Genomic DNA, 14849 nt, shown 5'->3' with positions numbered 1-14849 from the left:
GGGTCAGTCCTCCTGAGCCTGTTGACCACCGCCCGCGACCCAGAACCAGGCGAAGACCGCGGACAGGAAGGCGAGGAGGCCGAACGCCCCTGTCGCCAGCGTGACGTATTGGAACGGGGCCGCCAGCGCGGCCACCGCAAAGGCCAGACCGCACAGCACGAAGATGCGGCCGGTGACGCGCTCGGCGGCGGCGCGGCGCGCCGGATTGCGGCCCTGCGCCGCGATCGGCAACACGGTCTTGGGCAGATAATTCCCGGTGATGGCGAGGATCAGGCCGATGCCGACCAGGGTCGCCCGCTTGTCCGCGCCCCCGGCCAGGCCGAATGCGTTGGCGAAAGCCACACCGAGCGCGAGGGACACAAGACCCAGGCCGAGAAACAGGCTGCGGCGCAGATTACGGTCACGTTCGCGCGCCGCTTCGGTCTGTCCGTTCCAGGCGAAGGCGTTGACCGCCAGGGCGGCGAGCGCGGCGGTCAGTACGCCGGCCCAGATGAGCGCATTCGCCGGATCGGCGGCCCAGTTGAGACCGGACAGGGTCGCGGCCAGCAGGGCCACGGCGAAGACGGGGAATCGGTTGGCTGTGCGGGTCATTCCGTCACCTCCTTGTCTGCGGGCGGTGCCGGCGGCGATGCGCCTTCCTTCAGCTCCCACCCGAACATCGATGCGAAGCCGAGCAGTGCGTCTTCCAGCACCGACATCTTGATCTGGTAGATCACGGTCTTGCCCTGCTTCTCCGACGCGACGAGGTCGGCCTCGCGAAGCACCGCGAAATGCGCCGACATGGTCGGCTTCGACACGTCGAAATGCGCCGCGATCTCGCCGGCGCTCATCGGGCGCTGGCGCAACAATTCCAGCACCTTGCGGCGGGTCGGGTCGGACAGGGCCTTGAAAACCGTGCTCATGTATCGACAATTAGCCAATCATCGAAATGACGTCAAGAACGATTTGATGTTTGACTAAATGACGGGGTGGGGGTGTCTTGTTTGCGCGCTCACCCCACCCCGCTCCTGTCTTGCTGTTAGCAAGCCGCTCGCGTCCCTCCCCTTCAAGGGGAGGGTGGGTTGTTCACCCCCGCAGCAATTCGTTGACCGCCGTCTTTGCGCGGGTCTTTTCGTCGACGCGCTTGATGATCACCGCACAATTCAGCGACGGGCCGCCTTTCGGGTCGGGCAGGCTGCCGGGCACGACGACGGCATAGGGCGGGACTTCGCCATAGGTGATCTCGCCGGTCGAACGGTCGACGATCTTGGTCGAGGCCGAGATGAAGACGCCCATGGCCAGCACCGCGCCTTCCCGGACGATCACGCCCTCGACCACTTCGGAGCGCGCGCCGATGAAGGCGCCGTCCTCGATGATGGTCGGATTGGCCTGAAGCGGCTCAAGTACGCCGCCGATGCCCGCTCCCGCGGAGACGTGCACATTCTTCCCGATCTGCGCGCACGAACCGATCGACGCCCAGGTGTCGATCATCGCGCCTTCGCCGACATGGGCGCCGATATTGACGTAGGACGGCATCAGCACCGCGCCCGGCGCGATATAGGCGCCGCGCCGGACCGCACAGGGCGGCACGGCGCGGAAGCCGGCGGCCCTGAACTCGGCCTCGGTCCAGCCCTCGAATTTCGAGGGCACCTTGTCCCACCAAACGCCGCCGCCGGGTCCGCCGGGGATGATCCCCATCGGGTTGAGGCGGAAGGACAGCAGCACCGCCTTCTTCAGCCATTGATGCACGGTCCAGGACCCGTCCGCCTCGCGCGAGGCAACACGCGCCTGGCCGCTGTCGAGCTGGCCGAGCGCTTGCTCCACCGCGCCGCGCAATTCCGCATCATTCGTGTCGATCGCGTCGCGATGGTCCCAGGCGGTCTCGATGACGGACTTCAGCTCGGTCATGGCGGTCACTTCGCGGCGATATGGTTGGCGGTGCGCACCTGGCCGAGGAAGGTTCTCAGGCAGTCGGTGGCGTGATGGACGTGATCGGGGTGGTGGCCGGGCTCGGCGCATTCCTCGTCGCGCGGGCCGGGCTTCGGCCAGACGAGGATGGTCGTCCAGCCGAGTTCGTGCGCGGTCTTCAGATTGCGCACCGAATCCTCGAACAGGGTCGCCTCGGCCGGACGGACCGCGAAGCGTTCGGTGAAGCGGTCGAAGCCGGCGCGGTGCGGTTTGGGCTGGAAGCCGGCGGCCTCGACATCGAACAGATCGTCGAAGCAATGGCTGATCCCGAGCCGGCCGCAGACGCGTTCGGCATGCTTCAGCGAACCATTGGTGTAGACGAGGCGGCGGCCGGGCAGGGCGGTGATCCGCGCGGCCAGTTCCGGGTCCGGTGTGATGACGTCCAGATCGATGTCGTGGACGAAATCGAGGAAGTCGCGCGCGTCGGTCACCTGGCCGTTGGCCATCAGACCGTTCAGCGTGGTGCCGTGTTCGCGCCAGTAACGCTTCTGCACCTCGCGCGCCTTGTCGTGCGGCAGGCCGAGCAGCTTTGCGACATAGTCGGTCATCAGCCGGTCGACCTGCGTCATCACCTCGGCATCGGAGGGGTAGAGCGTGTTGTCGAGATCGAAGACCCAGGTCGAGATATGGCTGAGATCGGGACCGGTCACTCGCTGCCTCCTCCACCTGCCGGAACATGGTCGGGCAGGGCGACCGGCGGGATGAAATTCCCGTTCGTCAGGGTCACGGTGGACAGGCCTTCGACCGGTTCGGCGATGCGCGCGAACCCGGCCTCGGCATAGCCGCGTGCCGCACATGCGGTACGGCCCTCGGCGGAAAAGCGTGACGGCGCGAAGCAAAATCGCTCCGTCCCGCCGAGCAGCGGGCGGCGGGTCTCGCCCAAGAGTTCAGCATAATACCAGATATCGGCCGAAGCCAGCCGGGCGGCGATCGCCCGGGTGCAGGAGCCCGGTTCGAGTCGCCACCAGCCGCGCGATTCCCAGATATCGCCGCGCTGGCGGGCAATCGCGACGGCGGCCCGTTCATCCGTGTCGTTGCAGATCCGCAGGCCGAGCCGCGTATTGCGATTGATCGCGGCGGCCTCGATCGCATCGATCAGTTCGGGGCGTTCCGGTGTGCGCGGCAGGCCGGCATCGCGCACGAAGTTGGCAATGGCGCGGAAGGTGCGCTGGCCTTCGACCCCGTCGATGGCGCGGATGTCGTAGCCGGCGGCCTGAAGCAGGCGCTGCGTGCCGGCCTCCTGCGCCCGGTCGCCGAAGTCGGCGGGTTCGATGAGGACGGCGCGCTGGCGGTGTTCGCCTTCCAGCAGCATGAAGCCGCGCGGCTCCAGCCCGAGCGGTTCGCAATCGGTGATGCCCTCGACCGCGAAGTCGGACGGGCCGACGCACAGCGTGATCGGTCCGCGCCATTCGCGCACGCCTTCGAGATAGGCGGCGCTTGATCGGGCATAGAAGAGGAGGGGTTCGTCGCTGCCCGGATCAATGTCCGGGCCGGCCTCGACGCATTCGCCCGGGCGCAGCCGGGTCCAGCCCTCGACGAGGATGCGGTCATCCTCGCGCCAGGCCAGGGCGACCTGGGCGATGAAGCTGGTCTCGTTGCACAGTTCGGCGGCTTCCGCCCGCGACAGCGGCAGAAGCAGGGTGGCGACAAGGGCGGCGAACAGAATGCGGATCATGGCACCAGTCTAACCGGTGAAATCGGGCGCCAAAGCGGCGACCGCATCGCGGAGTTCATCGATTCCGTCGCCCTTGGACGAGGAGGTGGCGATGATGACCGGGAAGGCGGCCGGACGTTTCTCGATCTTCTTCGCCGTCGCGGCGACAACCGCCTCGATTTCGTCGGGCTTCAGCTTGTCGATCTTGGTCAGCACGATCTGGTAGCTGACGGCGGCGATGTCGAAATCCTTCATCACCGCCTCGTCGCTGGCCTTCAGACCGTGGCGGGAATCGATCAGCAGGAAGACACGCTTCAGATTCGGCCGGCCGCGCAGGAAGTCCGATGTCAGGCGGGTCCAGCGTTCGGCGGCCTTTTTCGGGGCCTTGGCAAAGCCATAGCCCGGCAAGTCGACAAGCCGGATCACCCCGGCAAGATCGAAGAAGTTCAGTTCGCGCGTGCGGCCGGGCTCGCCCGAGGCGCGGGCCAGCTGGCGCTGGTTGGCGAGCGCGTTGATCAGGCTCGACTTGCCGACATTCGAGCGCCCGGCGAAGGCCGCCTCGGGCAGGTCGGCGGGCGGCAGGCCGTCCATCGAGACGGCACCGGTCAGGAAGGTGACGGGCCGCGCGAAGAGCTGGCGGCCACGTCCCTCTTCGGGGGCGGCCGCGCCGGTCAGCTCTCGGCTCCGCGGCTGGTCAGGCGCTTGACCAGCTTGTCGAACTGCGTCTCGACGCCCTGCCGGCGCATGATCACGTATTGCTGGATCACGGACAGGAAGTTGTTCCACGCCCAGTAGATCACCAGGCCGGCCGCGAACGGCGCCAGCATGAAGGTGAAGAGCAGCGGCAGGAAGGCGAAGATGCGCCGCTGCGTCGGGTCCGGCGGGGGCGGGTTCAGCGATTGCTGCGCCCACATCGTGAAGCCCATCAGAATCGGCCAGGCGCCGATCGACAGGAAGGCCAGCCAGCTGATTCCCGACGGGTCGTAGGGCAGGAGGCCGAACAGGTTGAGGATGCTCGTCGGGTCGCGGTCGGACAGATCCTGAATCCAGCCGGGGAAGGGCTGGTGGCGCATTTCCAGCGTCACGAACAGCGTCTTGTAGAGGGCGTAGAAGATCGGGATCTGCAACAGGATGGGCAGACAGCCGGCGATCGGGTTCACCTTCTCGCGCTGATAGAGCTGGATGATTTCCTGCTGCTGCTTCTGCTTGTCCTCGGGATATTGCTTGCGGATTTCTTCCATCTTCGGCTGTAGATTCTTCATCTTCGCCATCGACGCATAGGAGCGGTTGGCAAGCGGGAAGAAGAGCAGCTTCACCAGGACGGTGACGGCCAGAATGGCGAAGCCGAAGCCATAGGGCGGGCCGAACAGCTGGGCCAGCCAGTGCAGCACGGTGAAATAGGGCCGGGTGAGGAACCAGAACATGCCCCAGTCGACCGCCATGTCGAAGCGTTCGATGCCGAGATCGCGCTCATAGGCCTGCAGGATGTCGACATTCTTCGCGCCGGCGAAAATCCGCGAGGTCGAGGTCATCGACGCGCCCGGCGCAAGCTCCGCGGGCTGCAGCAGATAGCTGGTCTGGAAGATGTCGTCGCCCTGGCGCTCGATCAGCTGGAAGGTGCCGGTGTATTCCGCCGACTGGTCGGGGATGACGGCGGTCAGCCAGTTCTTCGTGGTGATGCCGACCCAGCCGCCGGTGCCGGTCCAGCTGTCCTCGTCGCCCGGGTCCATGTTGTTGAACTTCACGTCGCGCAGCTGGCCGCCGACGATGCCGACCGGGCCTTCGTGCAGGATGAAGAAGTTGGTGAAGTCCTCGGGGATGCCGGTCTGGCGCACCATGCCGTAGCGCGACAGGGTGGCGGCGCTGCCGGCGGTGTTCTCCACCGTGTCGGTCAGCGTGAACATGTAGTTCTCGTCGATCTCGATCACGCGGCGGAAGACGAGGCCGTCGCTGCCGCGGTATTCGAGCGTGACCGGCGTGTCCGGGGTCAGCGTGCGGCCCTCGACCAGCGTCCACTCGCTGGTGTTGCCGGGGGTGTCGGTCGGGCCGTCGCCGGCAGCGGACCAGCCGTCCTGCGCGAACAGGGCGCCCGGGGCGCCGCGCGGGTTGAGCAGCACGACCGGCGAATCGTCATCGACCGAAGTGTCATGGCGCAGCAGGCGGAGATCGTCGATGCGCGCGCCGGTCAGCGACAGCGAGCCGGACACGCCGGTGCCGTCGATCGCGATGCGGGTTTCGGCGGCGAGCGCCTGTTCGCGGGTCAGCGCACCCGTCACGCTGCCATCATCGCCGATGGTCGGGTTGGCCAGTTCCGCTTCCTGTTCGACGCGGGCGGCTTCCTGCGCGGCCTGGCGGCGTTCCGAGGCCGGACCCAGGACGAAGACCTGGTAGAGGACGATGAAGACCAGCGATACGCCGATCGCGATGAACATGTTGCGATTATCGCCCATCGGCGCCGGTCCCCGTCTTCTCTGATCCCGAAGGCCCGCCGCGGAGTGCGGGGGCAAGCTGTTCGAGCGCGCTTTTTACATCTTCAAGCAAAAGTGACCAGTCGCGCGCTGCCGTTTGCTGTCGTGCCACGAACACATAGTCTGTCCCGGGCACGCCATGAAGGGGCAGAAGTGCGCGCGCCGCCTCGCGCAGGCGGCGTTTCGCGCGGTTGCGGACCACCGCGCCGCCGACTTTTTTCGTCGCGGTGAAGCCGGCGCGGATCTCGCCTGCAGGGCATTCGCCAGTGCGGGCCTGGATGACTGCGGCGGGTCGGGCGGCCTTAAGGCCTTGGGCCACAAACAGAAACTGCCGGCGCACCGTGAGGTGGCCGACAGCCATTCTGTCTGCACGGGCTTCGATCAGGCCGAAAGCCGCTTGCGGCCTTTCGCGCGGCGGCGGGCCAGAACCTGACGGCCAGCCTTCGTCGCCATGCGCGCGCGGAAGCCGTGCCGGCGCTTGCGGACAAGCTTGGACGGTTGGAATGTACGTTTCACGGGCGCGCTCCATCGGGAGGTATTCAAAAGAGGCGGGGTCAATACGCGCTGGCCATCCGCCCGTCAAGGCGTGTTCGCCGCCTTGCCGCACACGCGGGCGCACGCTATGCGCGGACATGACGGGGTGATGAGCGAAAGCAGGAATGACTCCAGAGCGGGGCCGGGGCGGTTCGCCCTCGCCCGCGCCTTTGGACGGGCAGCGCTTTTCAGCCTGCCCGGACGCCTTCTCCTGTTCATAATCGTCTATGTGATGCTGGCGCAGATGGTGATCTTCCTGCCGCTGGCCTCGGCCTTCCGCTCGTCCTGGATGGTGGAACGGATCCAGGCCGCCCACATCGCGGCGCTGTCCGCCGACGTGGCGCGAACCGGGGCGCTGGGCGAGATGGAAGTGCGCGACCTCCTGTCCGGGGCCGACGCGGTCGCCGTGGCCCGGGTGATCGACGGGAGGAACGAGCTCGTCCTCTATGGCGGGCCGATCGCCGGCACGCTGGTCAATGTCGACAGCAGCGAGCTCAACTGGCTCGACGACATCGTGCAGACGGCGGCCACATTCCTCGCACCGGAGGGGCGCTATCTCAGAATTGTCGATTCGCCGATGAGCCGGCCGGACGTGATCCTCGACGTGATCGTGCCCGAAGCGCCCCTGAAGCGCGAACTCCTCAATTATTCCGCCGGCCTGTTCTGGCTCTCCGCCTTCATCGCGGTCGTCACCGGGGCGCTGATCTATGTCACGCTGTTCTACATGTTCGTGCGGCCGATGCGGCGGCTGTCGGCGGAGATGGCGCGCTTCCAGCGCGACCCGGAAAACCCGGCGAAGGCGATCCGCCCGTCCGGCCGCCGCGACGAGATCGGCCAGGCTGAAGTGGCGCTGTCGGCGATGCAGGACGATATCCGCCAGGCCTTCAAGCAGCGCGAGCGGCTCGCCGCGCTCGGCGCCGCCATCGCCAAGATCAATCACGACCTCCGGAATGTGCTGTCCAGCGCGCAGCTCGTCTCCGACAGTCTCGCCTCCAGCGAGGATGCGCGGGTGCGCCGCCAGGGCGAGCGGCTGGTGCGGGCGATCGGGCGCGGCATAAGACTGTGCGAGGAGACGCTGAAATTCGGCCGGTCGGAGGAAGCCCCGCCCGTGCCGCAGGCGGTGGATATCCACGCCGCGGTGGAGGAAGCCGCCGCCGACGCCTTCCTGTCCGAAGGCCAGGCGGACTGGACGAACGCGCTCCCGGTGGGGCTGACCGTCACGGCGGACCCGGACCATGTCCACCGCATCTTCCTCAACCTGTTCCGCAATGCGCTGCAGGCGATGGGGGAAGAGGGTTGCTGCCTCACCGTCTCACTGGCGGAGGGGGAGGCGGAAGGCGGCAGCGTCACAATCCTCGTCGCCGATACCGGGGCGGGCATACCGGAGAAGGTGAGGGATAAGCTGTTCCAGCCCTTCTCGGGCACATCGCGCAAGGACGGGACGGGCCTGGGCCTCGCCACCGCCCGCGAGCTCGCCCGCGCCAATGGCGGCGATCTCGAACTGGTCTCGACCGGGCTGGACGGGACGGTGTTCGGGGTGCGGTTGGGGGGTTAGCGCCAACATGATTCCCTCTCCCTGCAGGGAGAGGGTTAGGGTGAGGGGTCTTCCCCGCAGGGTGTGATGAGCGCAGAACTTCGCATTTTTCCCGGCAGTATCGTCGACCTCGATGTCGATGCGATCGTGAATGCTGCCAATCGAAGCCTGCTTGGGGGTGGCGGCGTGGACGGTGTCATTCACCGGGCCGCCGGGCCGTGCCTCAAGGAGGAGTGTCGTGCCTTGGGCGGGTGCGAGACCGGCGCGGCTAAGATCACGGGAGGGCATGGTCTTAAGGCCCGCTTCGTCATCCACACGGTGGGCCCGGTCTGGAAAGGTGGAGACTCCGGAGAAGCGGAACTGCTCGCAGCCTGTTACGTGAATTCGTTGCGGCTCGCAGAGGAAAACCGGCTGCGATCGATCGCCTTTCCTGCCATTTCGACAGGCGCTTACGGCTATCCCGTCGAGGAGGCCGCACGCATTGCTGTCGAGAGCGTGCGATCGGTGGCCGAGACGCTCACGCACGTTGAAGACATCGTCTTTGCGTGTATGGGCAGCCGGTCAGTGCGGGCGCACGAAGCCGCACTGAAGGCGCGATAAGACCCCTCATCCGGCCCTCCGGGCCACCTTCTCCCTGAAGGGAGAAGGAAAAACGCTTATCCCCACCCATCCTCCCCCGCCCCATACTCCTCCTACCTCGCCGTGCGGGAAGGGGGCGGTCTGCAGTCGTCCCGGGTCGTGGCGGCGGGGGGTGATGCCTCGAGCCTGACCGGCGAGACGAACCGGACAGGTGAAAGAGCGGCCGGAACGTAGCCCCTGGCAGCGAAAGCGCGGGGGGACCGGGATATCCCGCAGGACCGGCAGCGGAGCGAGGGTTCGGGAGGCCCGAAGCCTGAAAGACGGCCTAGGGAGACATCCACCGGAAACCCGCCGCGAGGCCCCGGCCAGACCCAGCGTATCGGGCGCGGCGCGGGAACGGGTCCGGCGAGGCTGGCGAAAACCGGCTGTGCCGTAAGACGCCCGGACCGGCCGAGAAAACATCACTGCGCGGGAGGCCTCTGCGGGCCACCCACAAAAAATTGCCATCGGTTCGCGAGCTTGCCTCCCGCGCACCCCTTCCTCTCCTCACGCTCCGCGGCGACATGCTGGCGGGGGTGGTGGTGTTTCCTTTCCCCCCTCACCCCAGCCCTCTCCCTCAAGGGAGAGGGAGTCGCGTCGGCGCGTCGTCCACGGCTGCGCTCCATTTCGCGCCAACATAATTCCCTCTCCCTGCAGGGAGAGGGTTAGGGTGAGGGGTCTTCGTAAAGGACGCCGATGCCCGAGAAGCTGACACCGCTGGCGCGCACGCTCCGCCGCAACATGACTGATGCGGAATGGAAGCTGTGGGGGATGCTTCGTGCCCGGCCGCTCGGCTTCAAATTCCGCCGGCAGCAACCGGTCGAGGGCTATATCGCCGACTTCGCCTGCTTTGCTGCACGGCTGATCGTCGAGGCCGATGGCGGGCAACACAATGGGGATCCCGCAGACATCGTGCGCACGCAGGCGCTGGAGGCCGCCGGGTGGCGCGTGCTGCGCTTCTGGAACAACGAGATCCTGACCAATCCCGAAGGCGTATGGACAGTCATCGCCGAAGCGCTGCGCACACCGCCCGCTGGCGATTGAAAGACCCCTCACCCCAGCCCTCTCCCTGCAGGGAGAGGGAGTGGAGTTGGCGCCCGCCTACTCCCCCACCACGCCTTCACGCCGCGGGTCGGCGCCGCCGAGGAGACTGCCGTCCGGCTGGACGATGACGGCGTGGAGGCCGGAGTTTTCCGTGCGGTTGGCGTCGAGCGTGAAACCGAGGTCGGCGAGACCCGCGGCGAGTTCGGCCGGGAAGCTGTCCTCGATGCGGATGATGTCGCCGCGCGCCACGACATTCGGCAGGGCGATCGCCTCGGCGGGGGTCAGGCCCCAGTCGAGCATGCCGACGAGGGATTTGGCGACATAGGCAATGATCGAGCTTCCCCCCGGTGAGCCAGTGGCGAGATAGAAGTCCCCGTCGGCGTCCAGAACGATGGTCGGCGACATGGAGGAGCGGGGGCGCTTGCCGCCCGCGACCGCGTTGGGGACCAGGTTTCCCGCCTCGTCATGCGCAATGAAGGAGAAGTCGGTCAGCTGGTTGTTGAGGAGGAAGCCGCCGACCATGCGCTGATTGCCGAAGACGGATTCCACTGTCGCGGTCATCGAGACGACATTGCCCCATTGGTCGACGATGACGAAATGCGTGGTGCCGCCGGGTTCGGCGGTCGCGTCGGGCTGGGGCGCATCGACGCCCGGCGGCGTGCCGGGCAGGGCGACGGGGATGGCGGTCTCGCGGTCGATCAGCGCGGCGCGCTCGGCGAGATAGCCGGCATCGAGCAGGCCGGCGACCGGGATGTCGGCGAAGGCCGGGTCGCCGATATAGGCGTCGCGGTCGGCATAGGCGAGGCGGCTCGCCTCGATGAAGCGGCGCCAGCCTTCGAGCGTATCGGGGCCGGTCTCGCTCATGTCATAGGGTTCGAGCAGGGCGAGCAGTTCGTTCACCGTCACACCGCCCGAGGCCGGGGGCGGCGCGCCGCAGACGCGCCAGACGCGGTAGGCGCGGCAGATCGCGTCGCGGCGGATCGCTTCGTAGCCGCTCAAATCCTCCAGCGTCATGCCGCCGGGCAGGGCGTCGGCATTGACCGCCGCGACGATCGCTTCGGCGATCTCGCCTTCGTAGAAATTGCGCCAGTCGGCGGCGACGGCGCGCAGCGTGTCGGCGTATTCGGGATTGCGCAGGACATGACCCACGGGCAGGGGCGAGCCGTCCGGCAGATAGTAATGCGCCCGCGTCGACGGACGCTCGGCGAAGGGCAGGCTGCGCAGCTGCATCGCCGCGATCATGCCCTGCATGCGCGGCGAGACTTCGAAGCCGGCCTCGGCGAGGGTGATGGCGGGGGTAAAATTCTCCGCCCAATCGAGGCGGCCGTGATCCTCGTGCGCCAGGGCCAGCATGGCGACGAGGCCGGGCACGCCGACGGCGCGGCCGCTCGTTGCGGCCTGAAGGAAGCCGAGCGGCTGACCGTCCGGGCCGGTGAAGCGGTCGGGCGCAGCGCTCATCGGGGCGGTTTCGCGCCCGTCATAGACGGTGATCTCACCGGTCTCGCCATCGAAAAAGGTCAGGAAGGCGCCGCCGCCAAGCCCGCTCGATTGCGGCTCGACCATGGAGAGGACGGTCTCCACCGCGATGGCCGCGTCGACCGCGCTGCCGCCTGCATTCAGCACCGCCAGCCCGGCCTCGACGGCATAGGGGTTCGCGGCAGACACCATTTGCGGGCGGGCAGAGGCCCGGGCCGCCGCTTCAGGCGCGGGCGCTTCCTGCGCCAGCATCGGCATGGAGGAACAGGCCGCGAGGGCAAGGGCGGCGAAAATCGGCAGAAAACGCATGGAGAGACTTGTCCCTTTCGAAGTGACGGTCACCATAGCGCCGGAATGATCGAGCGGAAGAGGCGAGACATGGCGGGACCGGGCAAACGCAATCTGATCACCGATGTGGCGGGGGTGAAGATCGGCCAGGCCGAGGACGCGGCCGTGCGCACCGGGGTGACGGTGATCCTGCCCGATGACCGCGCGGTCTGCGCCGTCGATGTGCGCGGCGGCGGGCCGGGCACAAGGGAAACCGACGCGCTGGCCCCGCACACGCTGGTCGATGCCGTCGATGCCGTGGTGTTGTCGGGCGGGTCGTCCTGGGGGCTGGCCGCGGGCGATGCGGTGGCCGCGGCACTGGGGGCGAAACGGCGCGGCTATGTGGTGTTCGACGACCCTTCCATTCCGGTGTCGCCCGTCGTGCCGGCGGCGATCCTCTACGATCTCAACAATGGCGGCAGCAAGGCCTGGGGCGAGGATCCGCCCTACCGGACACTGGCCCGCTCCGCGCTCGACCAAGTCGGCGAGGACTTTGTCCTCGGGCGGGCCGGGGCCGGCTATGGTGCCAGGGCCGGTGCGGTGACGGGCGGTCTGGGGTCGGCCTCCTATGTCACCGCCGACGGGATCACGGTCGGGGCGATCGTGGCGGTCAATTCCTTCGGCTCGGTCCTTGTCCCCGGGACTGAGGCCTACTGGGCATCGCCCTTCGAGCTGAACGGTGAATTCGGCGGGCAGGCCATCCCGGCCGGCGCGGCACCGGGCGAGGACTGGGGCGCGGCAAAGATCAATCCCGGCGCGGGGCAGAACACGACGATCGCCTGCATCGCCACCGATGCGGCGCTGACCCCGGCGCAGGCACAGCGCATCGCGGTGATGGCGCAGGGCGGGCTGGCGCGGGCGATCCGCCCCTCGCACACGCCGTTCGACGGCGACACGGTGTTCGTGATGTCGACGGGTCGCGTGCTGCTTCCCGAACCGGCGGCGCTGTCCGTGTCGCGGCTTGGTTCGCTGGCCGCCGACACGCTCGCCCGGGCCATTGCGCGGGGCGTGTACGAAGCCCGCAAGGCGGGCTGATCCGGGGCTTTCCGGGCGCTGCAAACAGGCGCTGCACAAGCCCGCCGCCCGGCCTTGCCATCGCCGGAAAGCGCGGCTAGTTTCCGCGCCTCTCGCGCAGGGGCCTGCCCCCGCGCCGGAACGGCAAGCGCCCGTAGCTCAGCTGGATAGAGCACCAGACTACGAATCTGGGGGTCAGAGGTTCGAATCCTTTCGGGCGCGCCATATTTTTCAAGAAGATAGCGGATTTCAGAGCGCGGTGAATTTCACCGAGGGCGCACCATGGGCGCACCGATCTGCGAACTGCGAAAAGTTGCAACTTCCCAGTCGATCTCTATCGTTTTCGGATGACGTTCGAACATAAGCGAGCCAGTCCCGAATTTCGAAACGGCGCTCAGGTCGTCTATGAATCGTTCGCTATGTGGCAGTACGTTCCAGAAGAGCGGCACGTCCTATCTGGGCAGGCTCGTCTCCGCGCACCCCTATCCCGAATCCTACGCTATATTAAAAAGAGAAGAAAACCGAACGTTGCGCTGAACGCGTTCGTACGGAAACTCGAAATTCAGGAAAAAGCAGTCGGATTGGCTGAGCTTTGGCTCGAAGATTTTGACGCCTTCATTATTCCCAGCCGCAAAGAAGCTTATGGCGTTCAAGCCGAGCGAGAACGTCATCAAGCCGCCTCGCGAGCGGTCAAGTACTTTCACGTTTCGTCATATTATTTTCTTGGCGCGTTTATCAAACGCGATTTCAGCGCGACTGCCTATTTTGCCGTCGAGATGGCAAGCGCGATTTCGAAACTCGATGAATTAATATTTTCCGCTCATGGTCGCTTTATTGTTGAACGAAGGCTCGATGCTGATGCGATCAACCGACGCGAGATCCGGCCGGAGACTATCGAGCGGAATGACGCAATTGTCCGCTCGGCGAGGGCGTTTCTCAGTGGTGAAAGCGTGCAAACCGTGCACCTTCATGCCGAAATCGCACGGTACGTCCGGGAAAACTGCGATGCCGCCAGAAAGCTAAGTTACTCTGAAATCATCGGAATACTCGAGCAACGTCAGGCGATATAGCGACAGGAAAACAGGTACACCACAAGCGGCGATTTTCCGTGGAGGGTCGGTCGGGTCAATGAAATCCTGCCTCCAAGGAAGCCAACATGACCCCTGATTTCCTGCTAACTCCGAAGCAAGCGGCTCGCTACTTGAACTTAGCCGAGATTTCGCTGGCAAAGTGGCGTGTCGATGGTACCGGCCCCGAATATTTCAAACTTGGACGTGCCGTTCGGTATCGCGTCGATAGCTTGGACGCGTGGCTCGAAGAGCGCCTGCAAAGAAGTACGTCTGAAACCCGGCCGGCAAATCGGTAAGCGATCATGGGCTACATCGCAGCAATTCCGGCTGGCATTTTCCAAGATCCAAGGATCAAGCCAGCCCACATCCGCGTGCTGAATGCGCTTGGTACGTTCGCTAACTTGAAGACCGGCAAGGCGATGCCGTCTCACAGCTCCGTCGCTAAAGTGTGCGGCCTGACGAGAGGAACAGTTTGCCGCTCACTCGTACATGTCGAGCAATGTGGTTGGGTCGACGTGGTGCGTCGGGCTCGCAAGTCGGGTGCCCAAACCTCGAATGAGTACACAATTCCATTCAAGCGAACGTACCTGGAAGCATTGGTGATATCAAAACAACGGCAAAATGCGACAGGGGGTGTTGAAGCCACGACGCACCAGCCTGTGCGGCACGGCACGACAGGAAATAGAGAAGGTATAAATAAGAAGGAGGAGAGTGCTCAGTGTGCGCACACGGTCAACTCTCCAACACCAAGCACGTCGGCCGAAGGAGTCGACCCGGATGAGAGCGATGGACCGCGCCTACCGGCTTCGAATGGTGAGCTCTTGGAGGTCCGAAGCCGACTTAGGACGCTTGTTGGTGAACAGGCCTACAGGGAATTTTTCGCACGATGTGCATTCCGAGATACCTCTGTTGTCGCCGTCGACCGATACCATGGCCTGCGGTTGGTCGAAGATTTTTCTCATGAACTAAAGGCGATCGGGGTAACGGACTGCGTTTCAAGCGCCGGCGATTTCGAATGCCCGCTTTGAAATCTGGCTAGGCGAAGGGTGTCTCGTATCGGTGACCCAGCCCCCTGATCCGGGCCGTGAGTTAGTAGAGTCTGTTCGCCTTTCTTTCTGGGTTGGTATGGGTGGTCAAGGCCCGGTGAGCGGAGCCATTGCGTA

The 14849-nt window shown here is 65.8% G+C and carries 16 protein-coding genes and 1 tRNA gene; 7 read left to right on the top strand and 10 right to left on the bottom strand.

Annotated features, from left to right (window positions below; all coding sequences use genetic code 11):
• Positions 1-3: 3 nt before the first annotated feature.
• The 9 genes from ACFOOR_RS04100 to rpmH form a co-directional block, all read right to left on the bottom strand.
• Entirely contained in the window at positions 4-591 is a 588-nt protein-coding gene (locus ACFOOR_RS04100; protein ID WP_343165090.1) for a hypothetical protein, read from the bottom strand.
• Positions 588-902, bottom strand: coding sequence for an autorepressor SdpR family transcription factor (locus ACFOOR_RS04095; protein WP_343165091.1), 315 nt, complete (start codon positions 900-902; stop codon positions 588-590). Before ACFOOR_RS04095 ends, ACFOOR_RS04100 begins: the two co-directional genes overlap by 4 nt.
• A 163-nt stretch (positions 903-1065) precedes the next feature.
• The gene (gene dapD / locus ACFOOR_RS04090; RefSeq protein ID WP_343165092.1) at positions 1066-1887 is read right to left on the bottom strand and encodes a 2,3,4,5-tetrahydropyridine-2,6-dicarboxylate N-succinyltransferase; all 822 of its coding nucleotides are present in this window, start codon (positions 1885-1887) and stop codon (positions 1066-1068) included.
• A 5-nt stretch (positions 1888-1892) separates the two neighbouring features.
• Positions 1893-2597, bottom strand: coding sequence for a pyrimidine 5'-nucleotidase (locus ACFOOR_RS04085; RefSeq protein WP_343165093.1), 705 nt, complete (start codon positions 2595-2597; stop codon positions 1893-1895).
• Positions 2594-3622, bottom strand: coding sequence for a DUF1036 domain-containing protein (locus ACFOOR_RS04080; RefSeq protein WP_343165094.1), 1029 nt, complete (start codon positions 3620-3622; stop codon positions 2594-2596). The genes ACFOOR_RS04085 and ACFOOR_RS04080 overlap by 4 nt, the downstream gene beginning before the upstream one ends.
• Positions 3623-3631: 9 nt before the next feature.
• On the bottom strand, positions 3632-4276 hold the full coding sequence (yihA, locus tag ACFOOR_RS04075; protein WP_380213897.1) for a ribosome biogenesis GTP-binding protein YihA/YsxC: 645 nt from the start codon (positions 4274-4276) through the stop codon (positions 3632-3634).
• Positions 4273-6051, bottom strand: a complete 1779-nt coding sequence (yidC, locus tag ACFOOR_RS04070; protein ID WP_343165095.1) for a membrane protein insertase YidC — start codon at positions 6049-6051, stop codon at positions 4273-4275. The genes yihA and yidC overlap by 4 nt, the downstream gene beginning before the upstream one ends.
• Positions 6041-6430: a ribonuclease P protein component gene (gene rnpA, locus ACFOOR_RS04065; RefSeq protein ID WP_343165096.1), complete on the bottom strand. Its 390-nt coding sequence runs from the start codon at positions 6428-6430 to the stop codon at positions 6041-6043. Before rnpA ends, yidC begins: the two co-directional genes overlap by 11 nt.
• A gap of 20 nt (positions 6431-6450) precedes the next feature.
• Entirely contained in the window at positions 6451-6585 is a 135-nt protein-coding gene (gene rpmH / locus ACFOOR_RS04060) for a 50S ribosomal protein L34 (RefSeq protein ID WP_236955547.1), read from the bottom strand.
• 127 nt (positions 6586-6712) lie between these two features.
• Here rpmH and ACFOOR_RS04055 point away from each other — a divergent pair, with 127 nt between their 5' ends.
• The 3 genes from ACFOOR_RS04055 to ACFOOR_RS04045 all read left to right on the top strand — a co-directional run bounded on the left by ACFOOR_RS04055 (position 6713) and on the right by ACFOOR_RS04045 (position 9799).
• Positions 6713-8158, top strand: coding sequence for a HAMP domain-containing sensor histidine kinase (locus ACFOOR_RS04055; protein ID WP_343165097.1), 1446 nt, complete (start codon positions 6713-6715; stop codon positions 8156-8158).
• 66 nt (positions 8159-8224) lie between these two features.
• Positions 8225-8737, top strand: coding sequence for an O-acetyl-ADP-ribose deacetylase (locus tag ACFOOR_RS04050; RefSeq protein ID WP_343165098.1), 513 nt, complete (start codon positions 8225-8227; stop codon positions 8735-8737).
• 714 nt (positions 8738-9451) lie between these two features.
• Positions 9452-9799, top strand: a complete 348-nt coding sequence (locus ACFOOR_RS04045; protein ID WP_343165099.1) for an endonuclease domain-containing protein — start codon at positions 9452-9454, stop codon at positions 9797-9799.
• 57 nt (positions 9800-9856) lie between these two features.
• On the opposite strand, the gene ggt is transcribed toward ACFOOR_RS04045, so the two are convergent.
• Positions 9857-11584, bottom strand: coding sequence for a gamma-glutamyltransferase (gene ggt / locus ACFOOR_RS04040; RefSeq protein WP_343165100.1), 1728 nt, complete (start codon positions 11582-11584; stop codon positions 9857-9859).
• Between the two features lie 69 nt (positions 11585-11653).
• Between ggt and ACFOOR_RS04035 the strand changes: the two genes are divergently transcribed.
• The 4 genes from ACFOOR_RS04035 (at position 11654) to ACFOOR_RS04020 (ending at position 13982) form a co-directional block, all read left to right on the top strand.
• Positions 11654-12637 (top strand): P1 family peptidase, encoded by a 984-nt coding sequence (locus ACFOOR_RS04035; protein ID WP_343165101.1) that lies wholly within the window; start codon positions 11654-11656, stop codon positions 12635-12637.
• Positions 12638-12764: 127 nt separating this feature from the next.
• A tRNA-Arg gene (locus tag ACFOOR_RS04030) sits at positions 12765-12841 on the top strand.
• A gap of 356 nt (positions 12842-13197) precedes the next feature.
• A complete protein-coding gene (locus tag ACFOOR_RS04025; RefSeq protein WP_343165102.1) occupies positions 13198-13686 on the top strand; it encodes a hypothetical protein in 489 nt (162 codons plus the stop codon).
• 86 nt (positions 13687-13772) lie between these two features.
• A complete protein-coding gene (locus tag ACFOOR_RS04020; RefSeq protein WP_343165103.1) occupies positions 13773-13982 on the top strand; it encodes a helix-turn-helix transcriptional regulator in 210 nt (69 codons plus the stop codon).
• Positions 13983-14849 lie beyond the last annotated feature (867 nt).

It is taken from the genome of Hyphobacterium vulgare, assembly GCF_042643335.1.
GTDB lineage: Bacteria > Pseudomonadota > Alphaproteobacteria > Caulobacterales > Maricaulaceae > Hyphobacterium > Hyphobacterium vulgare.
The sequence above is the reverse complement of the archived record's forward strand: the minus strand, read 5'-3'. Positions and strand labels throughout refer to the sequence as shown.